11 protein-coding genes are annotated in these 17422 nt (G+C 68.0%); 8 read left to right on the plus strand and 3 right to left on the minus strand.

Annotation, left to right across the window (positions count from 1 at the left end):
- Positions 1-82 precede the first annotated feature (82 nt).
- The 8 genes from ACODSL_RS14040 (at position 83) to ACODSL_RS14075 (ending at position 15125) form a co-directional block, all read left to right on the plus strand.
- Positions 83-2338, plus strand: a complete 2256-nt coding sequence (locus ACODSL_RS14040; protein WP_488901317.1) for a TonB-dependent receptor — start codon at positions 83-85, stop codon at positions 2336-2338.
- A gap of 141 nt (positions 2339-2479) precedes the next feature.
- Entirely contained in the window at positions 2480-5824 is a 3345-nt protein-coding gene (locus ACODSL_RS14045) for a trifunctional glycoside hydrolase family 18/polysaccharide deacetylase/glycosyltransferase family 2 protein (protein WP_488901318.1), read from the plus strand.
- Between the two features lie 145 nt (positions 5825-5969).
- The gene (sucC, locus tag ACODSL_RS14050; protein ID WP_488901319.1) at positions 5970-7169 is read left to right on the plus strand and encodes an ADP-forming succinate--CoA ligase subunit beta; all 1200 of its coding nucleotides are present in this window, start codon (positions 5970-5972) and stop codon (positions 7167-7169) included.
- A complete protein-coding gene (sucD, locus tag ACODSL_RS14055) occupies positions 7170-8054 on the plus strand; it encodes a succinate--CoA ligase subunit alpha (RefSeq protein WP_488901320.1) in 885 nt (294 codons plus the stop codon).
- 258 nt (positions 8055-8312) lie between these two features.
- Entirely contained in the window at positions 8313-11267 is a 2955-nt protein-coding gene (locus ACODSL_RS14060; protein ID WP_488901321.1) for a 2-oxoglutarate dehydrogenase E1 component, read from the plus strand.
- A gap of 40 nt (positions 11268-11307) precedes the next feature.
- Positions 11308-12516 (plus strand): 2-oxoglutarate dehydrogenase complex dihydrolipoyllysine-residue succinyltransferase, encoded by a 1209-nt coding sequence (gene odhB, locus ACODSL_RS14065; RefSeq protein ID WP_488901322.1) that lies wholly within the window; start codon positions 11308-11310, stop codon positions 12514-12516.
- 257 nt (positions 12517-12773) lie between these two features.
- Positions 12774-14174, plus strand: coding sequence for a dihydrolipoyl dehydrogenase (gene lpdA / locus ACODSL_RS14070; protein ID WP_488901323.1), 1401 nt, complete (start codon positions 12774-12776; stop codon positions 14172-14174).
- A gap of 36 nt (positions 14175-14210) precedes the next feature.
- Positions 14211-15125: an alpha/beta hydrolase gene (locus ACODSL_RS14075; RefSeq protein ID WP_488901324.1), complete on the plus strand. Its 915-nt coding sequence runs from the start codon at positions 14211-14213 to the stop codon at positions 15123-15125.
- On the opposite strand, the gene ACODSL_RS14080 is transcribed toward ACODSL_RS14075, so the two are convergent.
- The 3 genes from ACODSL_RS14080 to fsa are packed head-to-tail and all read right to left on the minus strand — an operon-like array spanning position 15122 to position 17413.
- Complete coding sequence (locus ACODSL_RS14080; RefSeq protein ID WP_488901325.1) at positions 15122-16051, minus strand: tyrosine recombinase XerC; 930 nt, start codon at positions 16049-16051, stop codon at positions 15122-15124. The two genes, ACODSL_RS14075 and ACODSL_RS14080, sit on opposite strands and share 4 nt — an antisense overlap.
- Complete coding sequence (locus tag ACODSL_RS14085; RefSeq protein ID WP_488901326.1) at positions 16036-16704, minus strand: DUF484 family protein; 669 nt, start codon at positions 16702-16704, stop codon at positions 16036-16038. Before ACODSL_RS14085 ends, ACODSL_RS14080 begins: the two co-directional genes overlap by 16 nt.
- A 55-nt stretch (positions 16705-16759) precedes the next feature.
- Positions 16760-17413, minus strand: a complete 654-nt coding sequence (fsa, locus tag ACODSL_RS14090; protein ID WP_488901327.1) for a fructose-6-phosphate aldolase — start codon at positions 17411-17413, stop codon at positions 16760-16762.
- Positions 17414-17422: the final 9 nt, after the last annotated feature.

Raw genomic sequence — 17422 nt, forward strand, 5'->3', positions numbered from 1 at the left:
GAAATTAACAATCAACTGCGTCCGCTAACGGACCGGCCTGGCGACTGCGGTCGTGGCGACGCCAATTGGGAGGGCGACAGGAATGAAGACCATGTGGAAGAGCATGCTGCTGGCCGGTGCGGCCTGGACGGCCGTAAGCGGCGTGGCCGTGGCGCAGGACGCCAATACCGGTGACACGACCGTTGGCGAGATCGTCGTCACCGCCCGCCGCACCGAAGAGCGTCTGCAGGACGTTCCGGCGGCCGTCACCGCCTTCGACGCCAAGGCGCTCGACCGCGTCCAGGCGACCGACGTCACCGGCCTGACCGGCTCGGTGCCGAACCTGGTGCTCGGCCAGGGCCGTGGTTCCTCGAACGCGACCAACATCTTCATCCGCGGCATCGGCCAGCCGGACGCGCTGCAGACCTTCGACCCGGCCGTCGGCGTCTACGTCGATGACGTCTACTACAGCCGTATTCGCGGCACCCAGTTCGACCTGTTCGACATCGAGCGCATCGAAGTCCTGCGCGGCCCGCAAGGCACGCTGTACGGCAAGAACACCATCGGCGGCGCCCTCAAGGTGGTCACCCAGCGTCCCGGCGACCAGTTCCGCGCCGGCATCGCCGCCGGCTTCGGCAGCTACAACCAGCAGGAAGTGAAGGCTTCGGTCTCCGGTCCGGTCAGCGACACCCTGGCGCTCGGCGTCTCGGGCCTGATCTCGAAGCGCGACGGCTACGTCACGGACCCGGTCACGCACGCCGAGTACAACGACAAGGACACCATGGCCATCCGCGGCCAGGCGTCCTGGACCCCGACCGACTCCGTGCGTGTCGATCTGTCCGCCGACTACAGCCGTGACGACGCGGCGATGACGGTTGGTCAGCCCACCAGCACGCTGACGACCCTGTTCGGCGGCGTCATTCTGGCGATCCCGAACCCGCCGCCGACCTACAATTTCAAGACCCGCACGACGCCCGGCCTGCCCAACTCGACCAAGCTGACCCACTACGGCTACGCCGCCAACGTGACCTGGGAGATCTCCGACGCCCTCACGCTGAAGTCGATCACCGCCTACCGCAACCTCAAGACCGACGACTACATCGACATCGACGCCACCCAGTTCGAACTCGGCGACGTCTTCGTCGGCGTCGACCAGAACCAGACCAGCCAGGAATTCCAGCTGGCCTATGACGCCGGCGGTCCGCTGACGTTCGTGGGCGGCGTGTTCTGGATGAAGGAGAACATCACCTCCGAACAGGCGGCCTTCGCCGACAACCTGATCGGCCCGCTGTTCGCCAACCCGACGTTCACGCGGACGGTCAACGACGACCTGGAGACCACCAGCCAGGCCATCTATCTCAACGCCACCTACGCCCTGACCGACACGGTCAACCTGTCGGGCGGCCTGCGCTACACCTCGGAAGAGAAGACCTACTCGCGGACCACCTCGACCTTCTCGTCGAACCCCATCTTCACGGCCAACCCGGCCTTCGCCTTCAACAATCTGAACGAAACCTGGGACGACGTGTCGCCGATGGTCTCGCTGGACTGGAAGCCGGCCGACAACGTGATGGGCTACGTCCGCTACTCCAAGGGCTTCAAGTCGGGCGGCTTCAACGGCCGCGCCAACAACCCGGGCGAACAGGCTCCCTACAATCCGGAAGAAGTGACCAGCATCGAGGCCGGCCTCAAGACGACCTTCTACGACAACCGCGTCCTCGCCAACTTCGCGGTCTTCCACAACGACTACAAGGACTTCCAGGCCCGCGTCTCGGGAACGGTCACCGATCCCGGCACCGGTCTGCCCAGCCCGGAACTGACCGTCATCAACGCCGGCGCCATGAAGATCGAAGGCGCGGAACTCGAACTGATCGTGCTGCCGGTCTCGGGGCTTCGCCTCGATGCCCAGCTCGGCCTGCTCGACGCCCGCTATGACGAGTTCGCCGACGTGCGTTTCACCGCTACTGGCGGTAGCCGGGCCTTCCAGGAGCCGGCCTTCGCGCCGCGCTGGACCGCCCGCTACGGCGCCCAGTATGAGTGGAATCTCGGCGACGCCGGTTCGGTCACGCTCGGCGGCCAGGCCCGTTACCGGTCCGCCATGGCGCTGTCGGTCGACAACACCGCGACCAACAGCCGTGTCCACCTGCCGGGCATGTGGGATGAAAACCATTGGATCATGGACGCCCGCCTCGTGTGGGACAGCGCTGACCGCCGCTTCTCGGCCGGCCTCTACGGCCAGAACCTGACCGACGAGCTCTACAAGACCGACGCCCAGGAGTTCTCCTCGGTCGGCGGCATCCGCACCGCCTATTACGGCGCGCCGCAGACCTGGACCTTCCGCATCTCCGCGAAGTACTAGTCTCGACCTGACCCCCCGAGGGTCGTGACAGCGGCGGCGGTCCATCCGGACCGCCGCCGTTTTCGTGTCCGGCTCCGTCCTTCATCCGACCACAATTTGAGCCAATGCCGCGTCCGGGCTCCTGTCAGGACGTCGGACCACATGCACAAGGACATCTTCCACGATCCGACCGGCCGCAGGGCCAGGCGCGCAGGGGTCGTGCTCGGGATCGTCCTGTCGCTCACCGCCGCCGTCGTGGCCGGCTTCTTCGTCACCTTCGCCTTTGCCCCGCGACTGCCCGACCTGGCGCTCAAGGACCCGCAGGTGCTGCGGGCGCTGCACGTCGAGACCGCCCGTCGGATCCGCGGCCGGCCGGCCTGGCGCAGGGTGCCCCGGCTGGCGACATCGAAGACATCCGGACGCGCCAAGCCTCTGACCGTAGGCTTCTATGTCTCGTGGGACGAAGCGTCCCGCGCATCGCTGCGGGCCAACATCGGGCGGCTCGATGTGGTCTCGCCACAGTGGATCCAGATGCGTGGTCCTGCGGGTGAGGTCGTGGTCACCGGAGACCCCCAGGCCGTGGCCCGCATCGCTGCCGCGCCCAACCATCCGGCCGTCCTGCCGCTCGTGCACAACTCGGCCAACGGCAGCTTCAATGGCCGTGATGGGGACCGCCTTCTAGCCAGCCCCGCCGCGCGCTCGCGGCTGATCGCCCGGCTGACCGCTCTGGCCCAGACGCGCGGCTACGGCGGCTATGTGCTCGACCTTGAGGATCTTTCCGAGGTCTCCCTGCGCGCCTATCCCGGGTTTGTGACGCAGGTTCGCGCGGCGCTGAAGCCAATCGGCCGCGAGGTCTGGGTGACGGCGCCGTTCGACGGCGAAGGCTGGCCGCTGCGCAGGCTGCAGCGGGCATCCGACGCCCTCGTGCTGATGGCCTATGACGAGCACTATGGACGCGGCGACCCGGGTCCCAACGCCGGGCAGGACTGGTTCCAGATTGAACTCGACCGGCGGGGCCGGACCCTGGATCCGGCGAAGACGATTCTGGCCCTTGGCGCCTATGGCTACGACTGGCCGGTCGGACAGGACAACGCGCCCGGCGCGGCGGTGACCTTCCACGAGGCGCTGCAGCTGGCCGCCGATTCCGGCGTCGACATCGCCACCGACGACGACAGCCTCAACCCGACCTTTCGCTACCAGGACGACGCGGGTCTGGCCCACGTCGTCTGGTTCCTCGACGCCACGACCGTGTTCAACGCGGTCAAGGCCTCGGACTCCTGGCGGCCGCGCGGCTACGCCATCTGGCGCATGGGCATGGAGGATCCTGGCGTCTGGACGGTGCTGGGCCATCCGCCGGGCGAGGCCAGCGCCAGTGGCTTGAGGCGCCTGGCTGCCGGGCAGACTGTCGACTTCCATGGTGAAGGCGAGGTGCTCCGCGTCGGCCGCCGGCCGACCGCCGGTCGGCGCACCCTGACGTTCGATCCGGACACCGGCCTGATCGCGCGCGAGCACTACGACGCCATCCCGACCGGTTACATCATCGAGCGCTTCGGCCGTCCGCGCGGCCCGGTCGCCCTGACCTTTGACGACGGGCCTGACCCACGCTGGACCGGCAGGATCCTCGACATCCTCAAGGCCAAACAGGCGCCCGCGACCTTCTTCGTCATCGGCGAAAACATGCAGCGCAGCCCGGGTCTGGTGGCCCGCGAGGTGCGTGAGGGCCACGAGGTCGGCGGGCACACCTGGACCCATCCCAACATCGCTGAGACGCCGCTGGCGGAGACGGCGGTCGAACTGAACGCGACCCAGCGGCTGTTCGAGGTGATCACCGGACGATCGATGCGTCTGTTCCGGCCGCCCTATTTCGGCGACGCCGAACCCTCGACCCCGGCCGAGGTCATGCCGCTGGTGACGGCCCAGAGGCTCGGCTACCTGACGGTCGGCCTGCGCATCGACCCTGATGACTGGCAGAAGCCCACCTCCGACCAGATCATCCAACGCGTGCTCGACCGGCTCGATCATCCGGGCGACCGGCCGGGTCAGGTGGTCCTGCTGCACGACTCGGGCGGCAACCGCAGCCGCACCGTCGCCGCCCTGCCGGGCCTGATCGACGCGATCCGGGCACACGGCTACCGGTTGACCACCGTCGGTGAGCTGGCCGGCATGACGTCGGCCCAGGCCATGCCTGCCGCGACACGCGACCCTGTTGAACTGACCCTCGACCGCATGGGCTTCGGCTTCTTCCGCGCGGCTCAGACCACCATGACCGTGCTGTTCCTCAGCGCCATCGTGCTGGGCATGGCCCGGCTGGTATTTCTCGCGGGTCTGGCGCTGACCCACGGCCGCACCCGGCGGGCGCCGGCGGACATCGATCCGAAGTCCGGGCCGCTGGTCAGCGTTCTGATCCCCTGTTTCAACGAGGAGAAGGTGATCGTCAGCGCGATCTCGCGGATACTCGAATCGGACTGGACGTCGCTCGAGGTGCTGGTTCTCGATGACGGCAGCGGCGACGCGACCGCCGACCGGGTCCGCGAGGCCTTCGGCGCAGAGCCGCGCGTGACGCTGATGAGCTTCCCCAATGGCGGCAAGGCGAGGGCCCTGAACCGCGGACTGACGATGGCGAAGGGCGAGATCGTCATCGCCCTGGACGCCGACACCCAGTTCCCGCCGCCGACGATCGGCAAGCTGGTCCGCTGGTTCCAGGATCCGAAGATCGGCGCCGTGGCCGGCAACGCCCTTGTCGGCAACCGTCTGAACCTCGTAACCCGCTGGCAGGCGCTGGAATACGTGACGGCCCAGAACCTCGAACGCCGGGCGCTGGCGACGCTCGGCGCCGTGACGGTGGTGCCGGGCGCGGTCGGCGGCTGGCGGCGTCAGGCCCTGATCGACCTCGGCGGCTATCCGGCCGACACGCTCGCCGAGGACCAGGACCTGACGATCGCCGCCCAGCGGGCAGGCTGGAAGGTCGCCTTCGATCCTGAGGCGCTGGCCTGGACCGAGGCGCCCGACACCGTCCGCGGCCTGCTCAAACAGCGCTTCCGCTGGTCATTCGGCACCCTGCAGTGTCTGTGGAAACACCGCAGCGCCATGTTCAGCACGAAGCATCCGGTGCTCGGCTTCGTCGCCCTGCCGCAAATCTGGCTGTTCCAGATCCTGCTGGCCGTCGTCGCGCCGGTCGTCGATCTGGCGGTCGTCTGGAGTCTCGGCAGCGCGATATTCGGCGCCGTGTTCCGGCACGTGGACTGGTCCCCGGACGACAGCTGGCGGAACCTGTTCTACTGGGCCGCCTTCATCATGGTCGACCTGTCGGCCGGGGCGCTGGGCATGGCGCTCGAGCGCCGTGCGCCCTGGAAGGACTTCTGGCTGCTGCCCGCCCAGCGGTTCGGCTACCGACAGTTGATGTACTATGTCGTCGTCAAGTCGCTGGCGACGGCGGTGCGGGGCGCGCGAGTCGGCTGGGGCCGTCTGGAACGGAAGGCGACTGTTTCGGTCTCGGGCCCTCTCTGAGCAAGGTTCAGGCTCGAATTCGCCGATCCGCGCCAGAGCCTTGCCAATCACGCGCGCGCGGTTGCGGCGTCAGCACGGGGCGCCTATAACCGCCGCCACCTGCCGTCCGGTGGGTTTCCCGACATGTCCCGCGACCGGATTCTCGATGAACATTCACGAACACCAGGCCAAGGCCGTTCTGGCCGAATTCGGCGTCCCCGTTCCGCGCGGCTTTGCCGCCTTCACTCCCGATGAAGCCGCCAAGGCCGCCGAGACGCTCGGCACGCCGGTCTTCGTCGTGAAGAGCCAGATCCACGCCGGCGGGCGCGGCAAGGGCAAGTTCGAAGGGCTCGGCCCCGACGCCAAGGGCGGCGTCCGTGTGGTCAAGTCGGTCGACGAGGTCCGCGGCAACGCCGCCGAGATGCTCGGCCGCGTGCTCGTGACCCACCAGACGGGCCCCAAGGGCAAGCAGGTCAACCGCCTCTACATCGAAGAGGGCGCGGCCATCGCCAAGGAATTCTACCTGTCGCTGCTGGTCGATCGTCAGTCGAGCATGGTCTCGGTTGTCGCCTCGACCGAAGGCGGCATGGACATCGAAGATGTGGCGCATTCCACGCCCGAGAAGATCCACACCTTCTCAATCGACCCCGCCACCGGCGTCTGGCCGACCCACCAGCGCGCGCTGGCCAAGGCCCTCGGCCTGACCGGCAGCCTCGCCAAGGAGGCGGCCACGCTGCTCGGCCAGCTCTATACGGCGTTCCTGGCCAAGGACATGGCCATGCTGGAGATCAACCCGCTGATCGTCACCGCTGACGACCACCTGCGGGTTCTGGACGCCAAGCTGTCGTTCGACGGCAACGCCCTCTACCGCCACCCGGACATCAAGGCCCTGCGCGACGAGACCGAGGAAGACTCCAAGGAAATCGAAGCCAGCAAGCATGACCTCGCCTACATCGCCCTGGACGGCGAAATCGGCTGCATGGTCAACGGCGCCGGTCTGGCCATGGCGACCATGGACATCATCAAGCTGTACGGCGCCGAGCCGGCCAACTTCCTCGATGTCGGCGGCGGCGCCTCCAAGGAGAAGGTCATCGCGGCCTTCAAGATCATCACCGCCGACCCCGCCGTCAAAGGCATCCTGGTCAACATCTTCGGCGGCATCATGCGCTGTGACATCATCGCCGAAGGCGTGGTGGCCGCGGTCAAGGAAGTCGGTCTGAAGGTTCCGCTCGTCGTTCGCCTCGAAGGCACCAACGTCGAACTGGGCAAGAAAATCATCAACGAAAGCGGCCTGAACGTCATCGCCGCCAACGATCTGTCGGACGGCGCGGAAAAGATTGTCGCGGCCGTGAAGGGTGCTCGCTAGATGTCGGTTCTCATCGGTTCCAACACCAAGGTCATCTGCCAGGGCGTCACCGGCGCCCAGGGCACCTTCCACACCGAACAGGCGATCGCCTACGGCACCAGGATGGTCGGCGGCGTGACGCCCGGCAAGGGCGGTACGGTCCACGTGGGCCTGCCGATGTTCGACACGGTCGGCGAAGCCAAGGACGCCACGGGCGCCGACGCCTCGGTGATCTACGTCCCGCCGCCCTTCGCGGCCGACGCCATCCTGGAAGCCATCGACGCGGAGATCGGCCTGATCGTCTGCATCACCGAGGGCATCCCGGTGCTGGACATGGTCAAGGTCAAGAAGGCGCTGCAGGGCTCCAAGTCCCGCCTGATCGGTCCGAACTGCCCGGGCGTCCTGACGCCGGGCGAGTGCAAGATCGGCATCATGCCGGGCTCGATCTTCTCCAAGGGCACCGTGGGCGTCGTCTCGCGCTCCGGCACCCTGACCTATGAAGCAGTGTTCCAGACCACCAACGCGGGCCTCGGCCAGACCACGGCCGTCGGCATCGGCGGCGACCCGGTCAAGGGCACCGAGTTCATCGACGTGCTGGAGCTGTTCCTCGCTGACGAAGCCACCAAGTCGATCGTCATGATCGGTGAAATCGGCGGCGCGGCCGAGGAAGACGCGGCGCAGTTCCTGATTGACGAAGCCAAGCGCGGCCGCAAGAAGCCGATGGTCGGCTTCATCGCCGGCCGTACGGCCCCTCCCGGCCGTCACATGGGCCACGCCGGCGCCATCGTGTCGGGCGGCAAGGGCGGCGCCGAAGACAAGATCGCGGCCATGGAAGCCGCCGGCATCCGCGTGTCGTCCTCGCCCGCGCGTCTCGGCGAGACTCTGCTGGAAGTGCTCAAGGGCTGATTCCATAGATGCTCCCCTTCGGGGGAGCTGTCGCCCCGGACTTGGTCCGGGGCGACTGAGGGGGTCACCCGAGACCGGAGCGGACCCCCTCCGTCTCGCCCTTGGCGAGCCACCTCCCCCGATGGGGAGGATTATTTGTGCTCTGCACCCAAAAAACATCCCTCACGGGAATTTCCCGGGGTCCACCCGGGGTTAACAGAGACTATATACCCCGCAGATACACAGCCCTGACCCCCGAGGGCTGAAGGCGCGAGACCGATGGCGGACGACGCAGGCATCATCAATCAGGTTCTGACCGAAACCTCCTTCCTGTACGGCGGCAACGCCGCCTTCGTGGAAGACCTCCAGGCCCGCTGGGCCGAGAATCCGGGCTCGGTCGATCCTTCCTGGCAGGCCTTCTTCGCCTCGCTGTCCGACCGGACCGAGTCGATCCAGGCGTCCGCCGCCAAGCCCAGCTGGACCAGCAACCCGACCCCCGCCGCGCGGCCGGACTGGCTGTCGGCGCTCGACGGTCTGTGGCCGTCGGTAGAGGCAAAGCTCGGCAAGGCCATCGAGGCCCGCCAGCCGGCGGCGCCCGCCGCCGACGTCCGCGCCGCCACGCTGGATTCCCTGCGCGCCATCATGATGATCCGGAACTACCGGATGCGCGGCCACCTTCGGGCGAACCTCGACCCGCTGGGCATCGCCATGCCGCCGGGCGACGCCACCGAGCTGGACCCGACGACCTACGGCTTCACCGAGGCCGACTACGACCGCCCGATCTTCCTCGACTACGTACTGGGTCTTGAAACCTCGACCCTGCGCGAGATCCTCGCCATCGTCCGCCGCACCTACTGCGGCGCGGTCGGCGTGCAGTACATGCACATCTCCAATCCGCAGGAGAAGGGCTGGCTGCAGGAGCGCATCGAGGGGCGCGACAAGGAGATCGTCTTCACGCCCCAGGGCAAGGTGGCGATCCTCAAGAAGCTGATCGAGGCCGAGGGCTTCGAGAAATTCCTCCATCGCCGCTTCCCGGGCACCAAGCGCTTCGGTCTGGACGGCGGCGAGGCGGCCATTCCGGCCCTCGAACAGATCATCAAGCGCGGCGGCGCCCTGGGCGTGAAGGACATCGTGCTGGGCATGCCGCACCGCGGCCGCCTGAACGTCCTGGCCGCCGTGATGGGCAAGCCCTACCACGTCATCTTCCACGAGTTTCAGGGCGGTTCGACCCTGCCTTCTGACATCGAGGGCTCGGGCGACGTGAAGTACCACATGGGCGCGTCGTCCGACCGCTCGTTCGACGACAACAACGTCCACCTGTCGCTGACCGCCAACCCGTCACACCTCGAGATCGTCAATCCGGTGGTGCTGGGCAAGGCCCGGGCGAAGCAGGCCTTCACCCTGCGCGAGACGCCGGACGCCGGCCGCACTCACGTCCTGCCGCTGCTGATGCACGGCGACGCGGCCTTCGCCGGCCAGGGTGTGGTCGCCGAGTGCTTCACCCTGTCAGGCCTGCGCGGCTTCCGCACCGGCGGCACGATCCACTTCATCGTCAACAACCAGATCGGCTTCACCACCGACCCGCGCTACTCGCGCACCAGCCCCTATCCCTCGGATGTGGCGCTGATGGTCGAGGCGCCGATCTTCCACGCCAACGGCGATGACCCCGAAGCGGTGGTCTACGCCGCCAAGGTGGCCACCGAGTACCGCCAGAAGTTCGGCAAGGACGTGGTCGTCGACATGTTCTGCTACCGGCGCTTCGGTCACAACGAGGGGGATGACCCCACGATGACCCAGCCGCTGATGTACGCGAAGATCAAGGACCACCCATCGACCCGCGAACTCTATTCCCGCCGGCTGATCGCCGAGGGCGTGGCGACCGAGGCCGACGTGGCCGGCTGGATCGCCGAGTTCGACGCCTTCCTCGATGCCGAGTTCGACGCCGGCAAGACCTACAAGGCCGACAAGGCCGACTGGCTCGACGGCAAGTGGGCGGGCCTCGCCCAGCACGGCGACGAGGATCGTCGTGGCCAGACCGGCGTGGCGATGCAGAAGCTGGTCGATCTCGGCCGGGCCATCACCACGATTCCGGAGCGTATCGACGCCCACAAGACGGTCCGCCGCGTCATCGAGGGCCGCCGCGCGGCCATCGACGCCGGCGAAGGCCTCGACTGGGGCACGGCCGAGCATCTGGCCTTCGCCACCCTGCTCGACGAAGGCATTCCCGTGCGTCTGTCCGGTCAGGACAGCGTGCGCGGCACCTTCACCCAGCGGCACTGCGACCTGATCGACCAGACGACGGAGGAGCACTACACCTTCCTCAACAATCTGCGTCCGGGTCAGGCCAACTTCGAGGTCATCGACTCGGCCCTGTCCGAGGAAGCGGTGCTCGGCTTCGAGTATGGCTTCAGCCTTGCCGACCCGAACACGCTGACCCTCTGGGAGGCCCAGTTCGGCGACTTCGTGAACGGCGCCCAGGTGGTCATCGACCAGTTCATCAGCTCGGGCGAACGCAAGTGGCTGCGGATGAGCGGCCTCGTGATGCTCCTGCCGCACGGCTACGAAGGCCAGGGCCCCGAGCACAGCTCGGCCCGTCTCGAGCGCTTCCTGCAGTCCTGCGCCGAGGACAACATGCAGGTCCTCAACTGCTCGACGCCGGCCAACTACTTCCACGCCCTGCGCCGCCAGATGCACCGCGAGTTCCGCAAGCCTCTGGTGGTCATGACCCCCAAGAGCCTGCTGCGGCACAAGAAGGCGGTCAGCAATCTGTCCGACCTCGCCGAGGGCTCGTCGTTCCACCGTGTGATGGTCGACGGGGCCGAAGCCGGCTGCGACGTGGGCGGGATCACGCTCAAGCCCGACGACAAGATCACCCGCGTGATCATCTGCTCGGGCAAGGTCTACTTCGACCTGATCGACGCCCGGGCGAAGACCGGTCGCGACGACGTCTACATCCTGCGTCTGGAGCAGTTCTATCCCTGGCCCATGAAGTCGGTGATGCAGGTGATGGCGCGCTTCGCCAACGCCGAGCTGGTCTGGTGCCAGGAAGAGCCGAAGAACATGGGCGGCTGGACGTTCGTCGACCCGTGGCTGGAACTGACGCTCGATCGCCTGTCGATCAAGGCCAAGCGCGCCCGTTATGTCGGTCGCCCCGCCTCCGCCTCGACGGCGGCCGGCCAGATGAGCCGGCACCTGAAAGAACTCGAGACCTTCCTGGCCGAAGCCTTCGCCTGACGCCGCCCTGACGACCTGACGAGATACGAAAGACCTGACGATGGCCGACATCATGACTCCCGCCCTGGGCGAATCCGTCACCGAAGCGACGGTCGCCCGCTGGACGAAGAAGCCCGGCGACGCGGTGCGGAAAGACGAGATCCTCGTTGAGCTCGAAACCGACAAGGTCAGCCTTGAGGTCGCCTCGCCCACGGACGGCGTGCTGGAATCGATCGCCGCCGCCGACGGCGAGACGGTGACGCCCGGCGCCCTGCTCGGCGTTGTCGCCGCCGGCGCCGCGGCCGCACCGTCCGCGCCAGCGGCTGCCCCGGCAGCGGCTCCCGCGCCCGCCGCGGCGCCTGCGCCGGCTCCCGTGGCCGCACCGGCCGCCGCCGCTCCGCTGGCCCCGTCGGTTCAGCGCATCGTCACCGAAACCGGCCTGAACCCCGCCGCCGTGCCCGGCACAGGCAAGGATGGCCGCATCACCAAGGGCGACGCCCTGGCCGCGCTGGAAGCCCGCGCAGCCGCCCCGGCTCCGGCCGCCGCTCCGTCCGCGCCGCGCCCCCTGCATGAGCGCGAGGAGCGGGTGAAGATGACCCGCCTGCGCCAGACCATCGCGCGCCGGCTGAAGGAAGCCCAGAACAACGCCGCCATGCTGACGACCTTCAACGAGGTCGACATGAGCGCGGTCATGGCGCTGCGGAACCAGTACAAGGACAGCTTCGAGAAGAAGCACGGCGTGAAACTCGGCTTCATGAGCTTCTTCGTGAAGGCCTGCGTCGCGGCCCTGCAGGCGGTGCCGGACGTCAATGCCGAGATCGATGGCACAGACATCGTCTACAAGAACCACTACGACATCGGCATCGCCGTCGGCACCGAGAAGGGCCTTGTGGTCCCCGTCGTCCGCGACGCCGAGGCCATGGGTCTGGCCGAGATCGAAAAGGCCATCGGCGCCCTCGGCAAAAAGGCTCGCGACGGCCATCTGGCCATCGAGGACATGCAGGGCGGCACCTTCTCGATCACCAACGGCGGCATCTACGGCTCGCTGATGTCGACCCCGATCCTCAACGCGCCGCAGTCGGGCATCCTCGGCATGCACGCGATCAAGGACCGGGCGATGGTCGTGAACGGCCAGGTCGTGGTCCGCCCGATGATGTACCTGGCCCTCAGCTACGACCACCGCGTGGTCGACGGCCAGGGCGCGGTGACCTTCCTGGTCAAGGTCAAGGAAGCCATCGAAGACCCGCAGAGGTTGCTGCTGGACGTCTGATCGCTGTCCGCCTCCGTCATGGTCGCGGGCAGCGCGCGCAGTCAGAAGGCGCGTCGACGGCGGCATTTCCGGTTCTGACCCGCGCCGCAGATGGTCAGCGCCTGGTGCAACGGAGGGGCGCGCGGATGATATCCGCGCCGCCTCCGCTGTTTTTGTCGCCGCGATGTTGACCTAGGGCGTCAGGGCCTTAAACCGCCTCGCGCAAGGGGCGAGCAGGCCCCATATGTTGTGCGCACAATCAACAGGCGGCTCCATTCATGGCCCAATACGACGTCATCATCATCGGCGGCGGCCCCGGCGGCTACAACGCGGCGATCCGCGCCGGCCAGCTGGGCCTGAAGGTCGCCCTTGTGGAGGGCCGCGAGACCCTCGGCGGCACCTGCCTGAACGTCGGATGCATGCCCTCCAAGGCCCTGCTGCACGCCTCCGAGCTCTACGCCGCCGCCGCCGGCCCGGAATTCGCGACGCTCGGCATCGAGGTCAAGCCGAAGCTGAACCTGCCCCAGATGATGGCCCAGAAGGCCGATAGCGTGACGGCCCTGACCAAGGGCATCGAGTTCCTGTTCAAGAAGAACAAGGTCGAGTGGATCAAGGGCTGGGGCCGCATCGACGGACCCGGCAAGGTGGTGGTCAAGGCCGTCGACGGCGCCGAGACCACCCTCGAGGCCAAGAACATCATCATCGCCACGGGCTCGGAGCCCACCCCGCTGCCCGGCGTGGCGGTGGACAACAAGCGCATCGTCGATTCCACCGGCGCCCTGTCATTGCCGGAAGTGCCCGGACACCTGGTGGTCATCGGCGCCGGCGTCATCGGCCTTGAGCTGGGCAGCGTTTGGCGTCGCCTGGGCGCCGAGGTGACGGTGGTCGAATACCTGGACCGCGTCTGCCCCGGCATGGACGAGGAGACCGCCAAGACCTTCCAGCGCTCGCTGACCAAACAAGGCTTCAAGTTCCAGCTGGGCCAGAAGGTCACCGGCGCTGTGGCCAGCGCCAGCGGCGTCGAGATAACCATGGAACCGGTCAAGGGGGGGGACGCCCAGACCCTGGCGGCCAACTACGTTCTGGTGGCCATCGGCCGCCGGCCGTTCACCGAGGGTCTCGGCCTGGAGACGGTCGGCATCACGTCGGACAAGCGCGGCGTCATCGCCAACGACCACTTCAAGACCGGCGTGGGCGGCGTCTGGGTGGTCGGCGACGTGACCAGCGGCCCGATGCTGGCCCACAAGGCCGAGGACGAGGGCGTCGCCTGCGTCGAGCTGATCGCTGGCAAGGCCGGCCACGTGAACTACGACCTGATCCCCGGCGTCATCTACACCGCCCCGGAAGTGGCCACGGTCGGCAAGACCGAGGAGGAACTGAAGGCCGCGGGCGTCGCCTACAAGGTCGGCAAGTTCCCCTTCACCGCCAACAGCCGCGCCAAGATCAACCACGAGGGCGAGGGCTTCGTGAAGGTGCTGGCCGACGCGAAGACGGACCGAATTCTCGGCGTGCACATGATCGGCCCCAACGTCGGCGACATGATCGGCGAATACTGCGTGGCGATGGAGTTCTCGGCCTCGTCCGAGGACGTCGCTCGCACCTGCCATCCCCACCCGACCCGCTCCGAGGCCCTGCGCCAGGCGGCGATGGGCGTTGAGGGCTGGACGATGCAGGCGTAGGGCCTCTAGCCTCCCTGCCAACAAGGGGAGGCGCATATGTCCAACACCAGCGAACCGGTCTGGAAAGACCCTGATATCGGCATGGTCCGCCAGCTGCTGGCGATGGCCCGTCCGGTGGGCGCGCCGGCCCAGAGCTGGGAGGAACGCCGCATGGGCATGGACGCCTTCGGCCTGCGCCCGCTCGCCGAAGGGACGGTCCGCGTCGGCATCGACATCGACGGCCTGCACAGCGAACGCCTGACCCCGCCCGGCGCGGATGAGAGCAAGGCGCTGCTCTATCTGCACGGAGGCGGCTACTGCATCGGCAGCCCGCTGAGCCACGGCGTCATGGTCTCCCGCTTCGCCGCCGTCATGGGCGTGCCGGCTATCGTGCCGAACTATCGCCTCGGGCCGGAGCATCCCTTTCCCGCGGCGGTCGATGACGCGCTGAAGGCCTATCGCCACCTGCTGGAGGGCGTAGCCCCCGAAGGCATCGCCATCGCCGGCGACTCGGCCGGCGGCGGCCTGACCCTGGCGCTGGCGCTGGCTATCCGTGACGCCGGCCTGCCGCAGCCGGGCTGCCTGTTCGTCATCAGCCCCTGGGCCGACCTGCGCCAGGTCGGTGCGGCCTATGCGGCGCTGGAGCCGGTCGATGCCATGCTCAGCAAGGCCGGCCTCGACGAATTCGCCGCCGCCTACCTCAATGGCCACGATCCGGCCGACCCGCTCGCCTCGCCGGCGCTCGGTGACTACACGGGCCTCGCGCCGCTACTGATCCATGTCGGCGGCGCCGAGGTGTTGCTGTCCGACGCCTGCGCGGTCGCTGAGAAAGCGGGCCTGGCTGGCGTGGATGTGCGGCTGGAGATCTGGCCGGAGATGATCCACGTCTGGCACGCCTTCGCCGACCAGATGGCCACCAGCTGGCGCGCGATCAACGAAGCCGGCGCCTGGATGAAGGCGAAACTCGGCTAGGCGCGCGGATGCGCCTTGCCATAGGCCGCCAGCAGGCCCGCGGCGTCGACGGCGGTGTACTTCTGCGTCGTCGACAGCGAAGCGTGACCCAACAACTCCTGGATCGAGCGCAGGTCGGCGCCGGCGCCCAGCAGATGGGTGGCGAAGCTGTGACGCAGGGCGTGAGGCGTGGCGCGGTCGGAGAGGCCGAGGCGTCCGCGCAGCAACTGCATGGTCGCCTGGACGTGGCGAGGACTTAGCGGGCCTCCCCGGGCGGCCCTGAACAGCAGCTCGTCCGGATCCAGCGCGAAGGGCAGGGCGGCCAGATAGGCGTCGACCGCCTCGCGTACGGCCGGCAGCACGGGCGCGATGCGCGTCTTCGAGCCCTTGCCGAGGATGCGCAGACTGTCGCCCAGAGGCGCGTCCGACCGCTTCAGCGACAGGGCCTCGCTGATCCGCAGGCCGCAGCCCCACAGCAGGGTCAGCACCGCCTCGTCGCGCAGGGCGGCCCAACCCTCGCGTTCAGGGTCGCAGGCGGCCTCCTCGATCAGGCCGCGCGCCTGGTCCTCGGTCACGGGGCGGGGGGCGGACGGCTTGACGCGAGGCCCCTTCACCAGCGCCAGCGCCGCATTGGGAATACCCAGCCGCCGATCAAGAAAGCCGTGGAACGAGCGCACGGCCGACAGGGCCTGCGACACCGACCGCGCCGACAACGGCCGATCGCCGTCGCGGCGATGGGCCAGATATGCGCGCAGCTCGGCCGGCGTGACTGATCCCATATCGGCGGCCGACAGGCTCTCGGCGCGATGGTGTTCGAGAAAGGTCAGCCAAGGCGAGACCGCGCCCAGATAGGCCTCGATAGTGCGCGGCGAGACCCGCCGTTCGTTGGCCAGATGGCCCAGCCAGGCCGTCATGGCCTCGCGGGCGCTGGTCACAGCACCGGCCATCGCTCGGCCGTCCGCTCGACCACCCGCGCCAGGAAGGCCACCAGCTCGGCGCCCATGTCGGCCGTGAAGCCCTGTGCGTCCGGCGAGCCGAAGGCGAGCACGCCCTCACGGCCCGGCTCCCAGAACGCCACCCGCACCATGGCCATCGAATGGACCTGCTCGGCCTTGTCGCCGAACAGGCCCAGCGCCGGGGCATGGAAGCCCATGCGGGCGAGTCGCTGCGGCCCGAGGATCAGGTCGGTCTGCCCCTCGACCAGTTCATACCAGCCGGCCGGCGTGCGGCCCGGGCCCTCAACGGCGATGGTCGCTGCGACCAGTCCGAAGCGCAGGCTGGCCAACTCGTCGACCCGTCGCGCCAGATCGGAGTGATTGCGCGACTCCAGAATGTCGATCACCGCGGCATGGGTCTGGGCCTGGGCGGAGAAGTTGGCCCGCGCCATGGCCTCCAGCTTGCGACGGACGGTCGTCTCGCGTTTGTGCGCGGCGCTGACCTTGGCCAGGGCGGCCGGGCCGAAGTCGACGATGTTGGCCGAATCCACACGCAGGCCCAGATCGGCCAACAGCGCCGCGTCGTCGCGAATCAGCTCGGGGTGGGATCGCAGGACCTGGCGCAACTCTTCCGCCGCCGAATCCAACTGTCTGGCCGTGCTCATGGTCTTTCCCCGGTTCAACCGGGGAGACGCTAGCGCCGACCTCCTACCAATCCGTTCAGAGGATCGACTGCCCGGTCTTGGCCCAGTCGGCCATGAACTGCTCCAGGCCCTTGTCGGTGAGCGGATGCTTGAACAGGGCCTCGAACGTCGCGGGCGGGATTGTCGCGCAGTCAGATCCCGCCAGCGCCGCGGCCGTCACATGGGCCGGCGTGCGGATCGAGGCGGCGAGGATTTCGGTGTCGTAGCCGTAGTTGTCGTAGATGGCGCGGATCTCGCTGATCAGCTCCATGCCGTCGGCGCCATGGTCGTCGAGGCGACCGATGAAGGGCGAGATGTAGGAGGCGCCGGCCTTGGCCGCGAGCAGGGCCTGGCTGGCCGAGAAGCACAGGGTGACGTTGGTCTGGATGCCTTCGACCGCGAATTCGGCTGTGGCGATCAGGCCGTTGCGGGTCAGCGGGACCTTGACGACCACGTTGGGGGCGATGGCGGCCAGCTTGCGGCCTTCTGCCAGCATGCCCTCGACATCCATCGCCGCGACCTCGGCGCTCACTGGGCCCTCGACGAGACCGCATATCTCGGCGATGACCTCCGCCATGGGCCGACCGGATTTGGCGATCAGGGTAGGATTGGTGGTCACCCCGTCCACGAGGCCGGTGGTGACGAGGTCCTTGAGGACGGCGGTGTCGGTGGTGTCGAGGAACAGTTGCATGAGCGGGCT

It is taken from the genome of Caulobacter sp. FG121, from assembly GCF_057809815.1.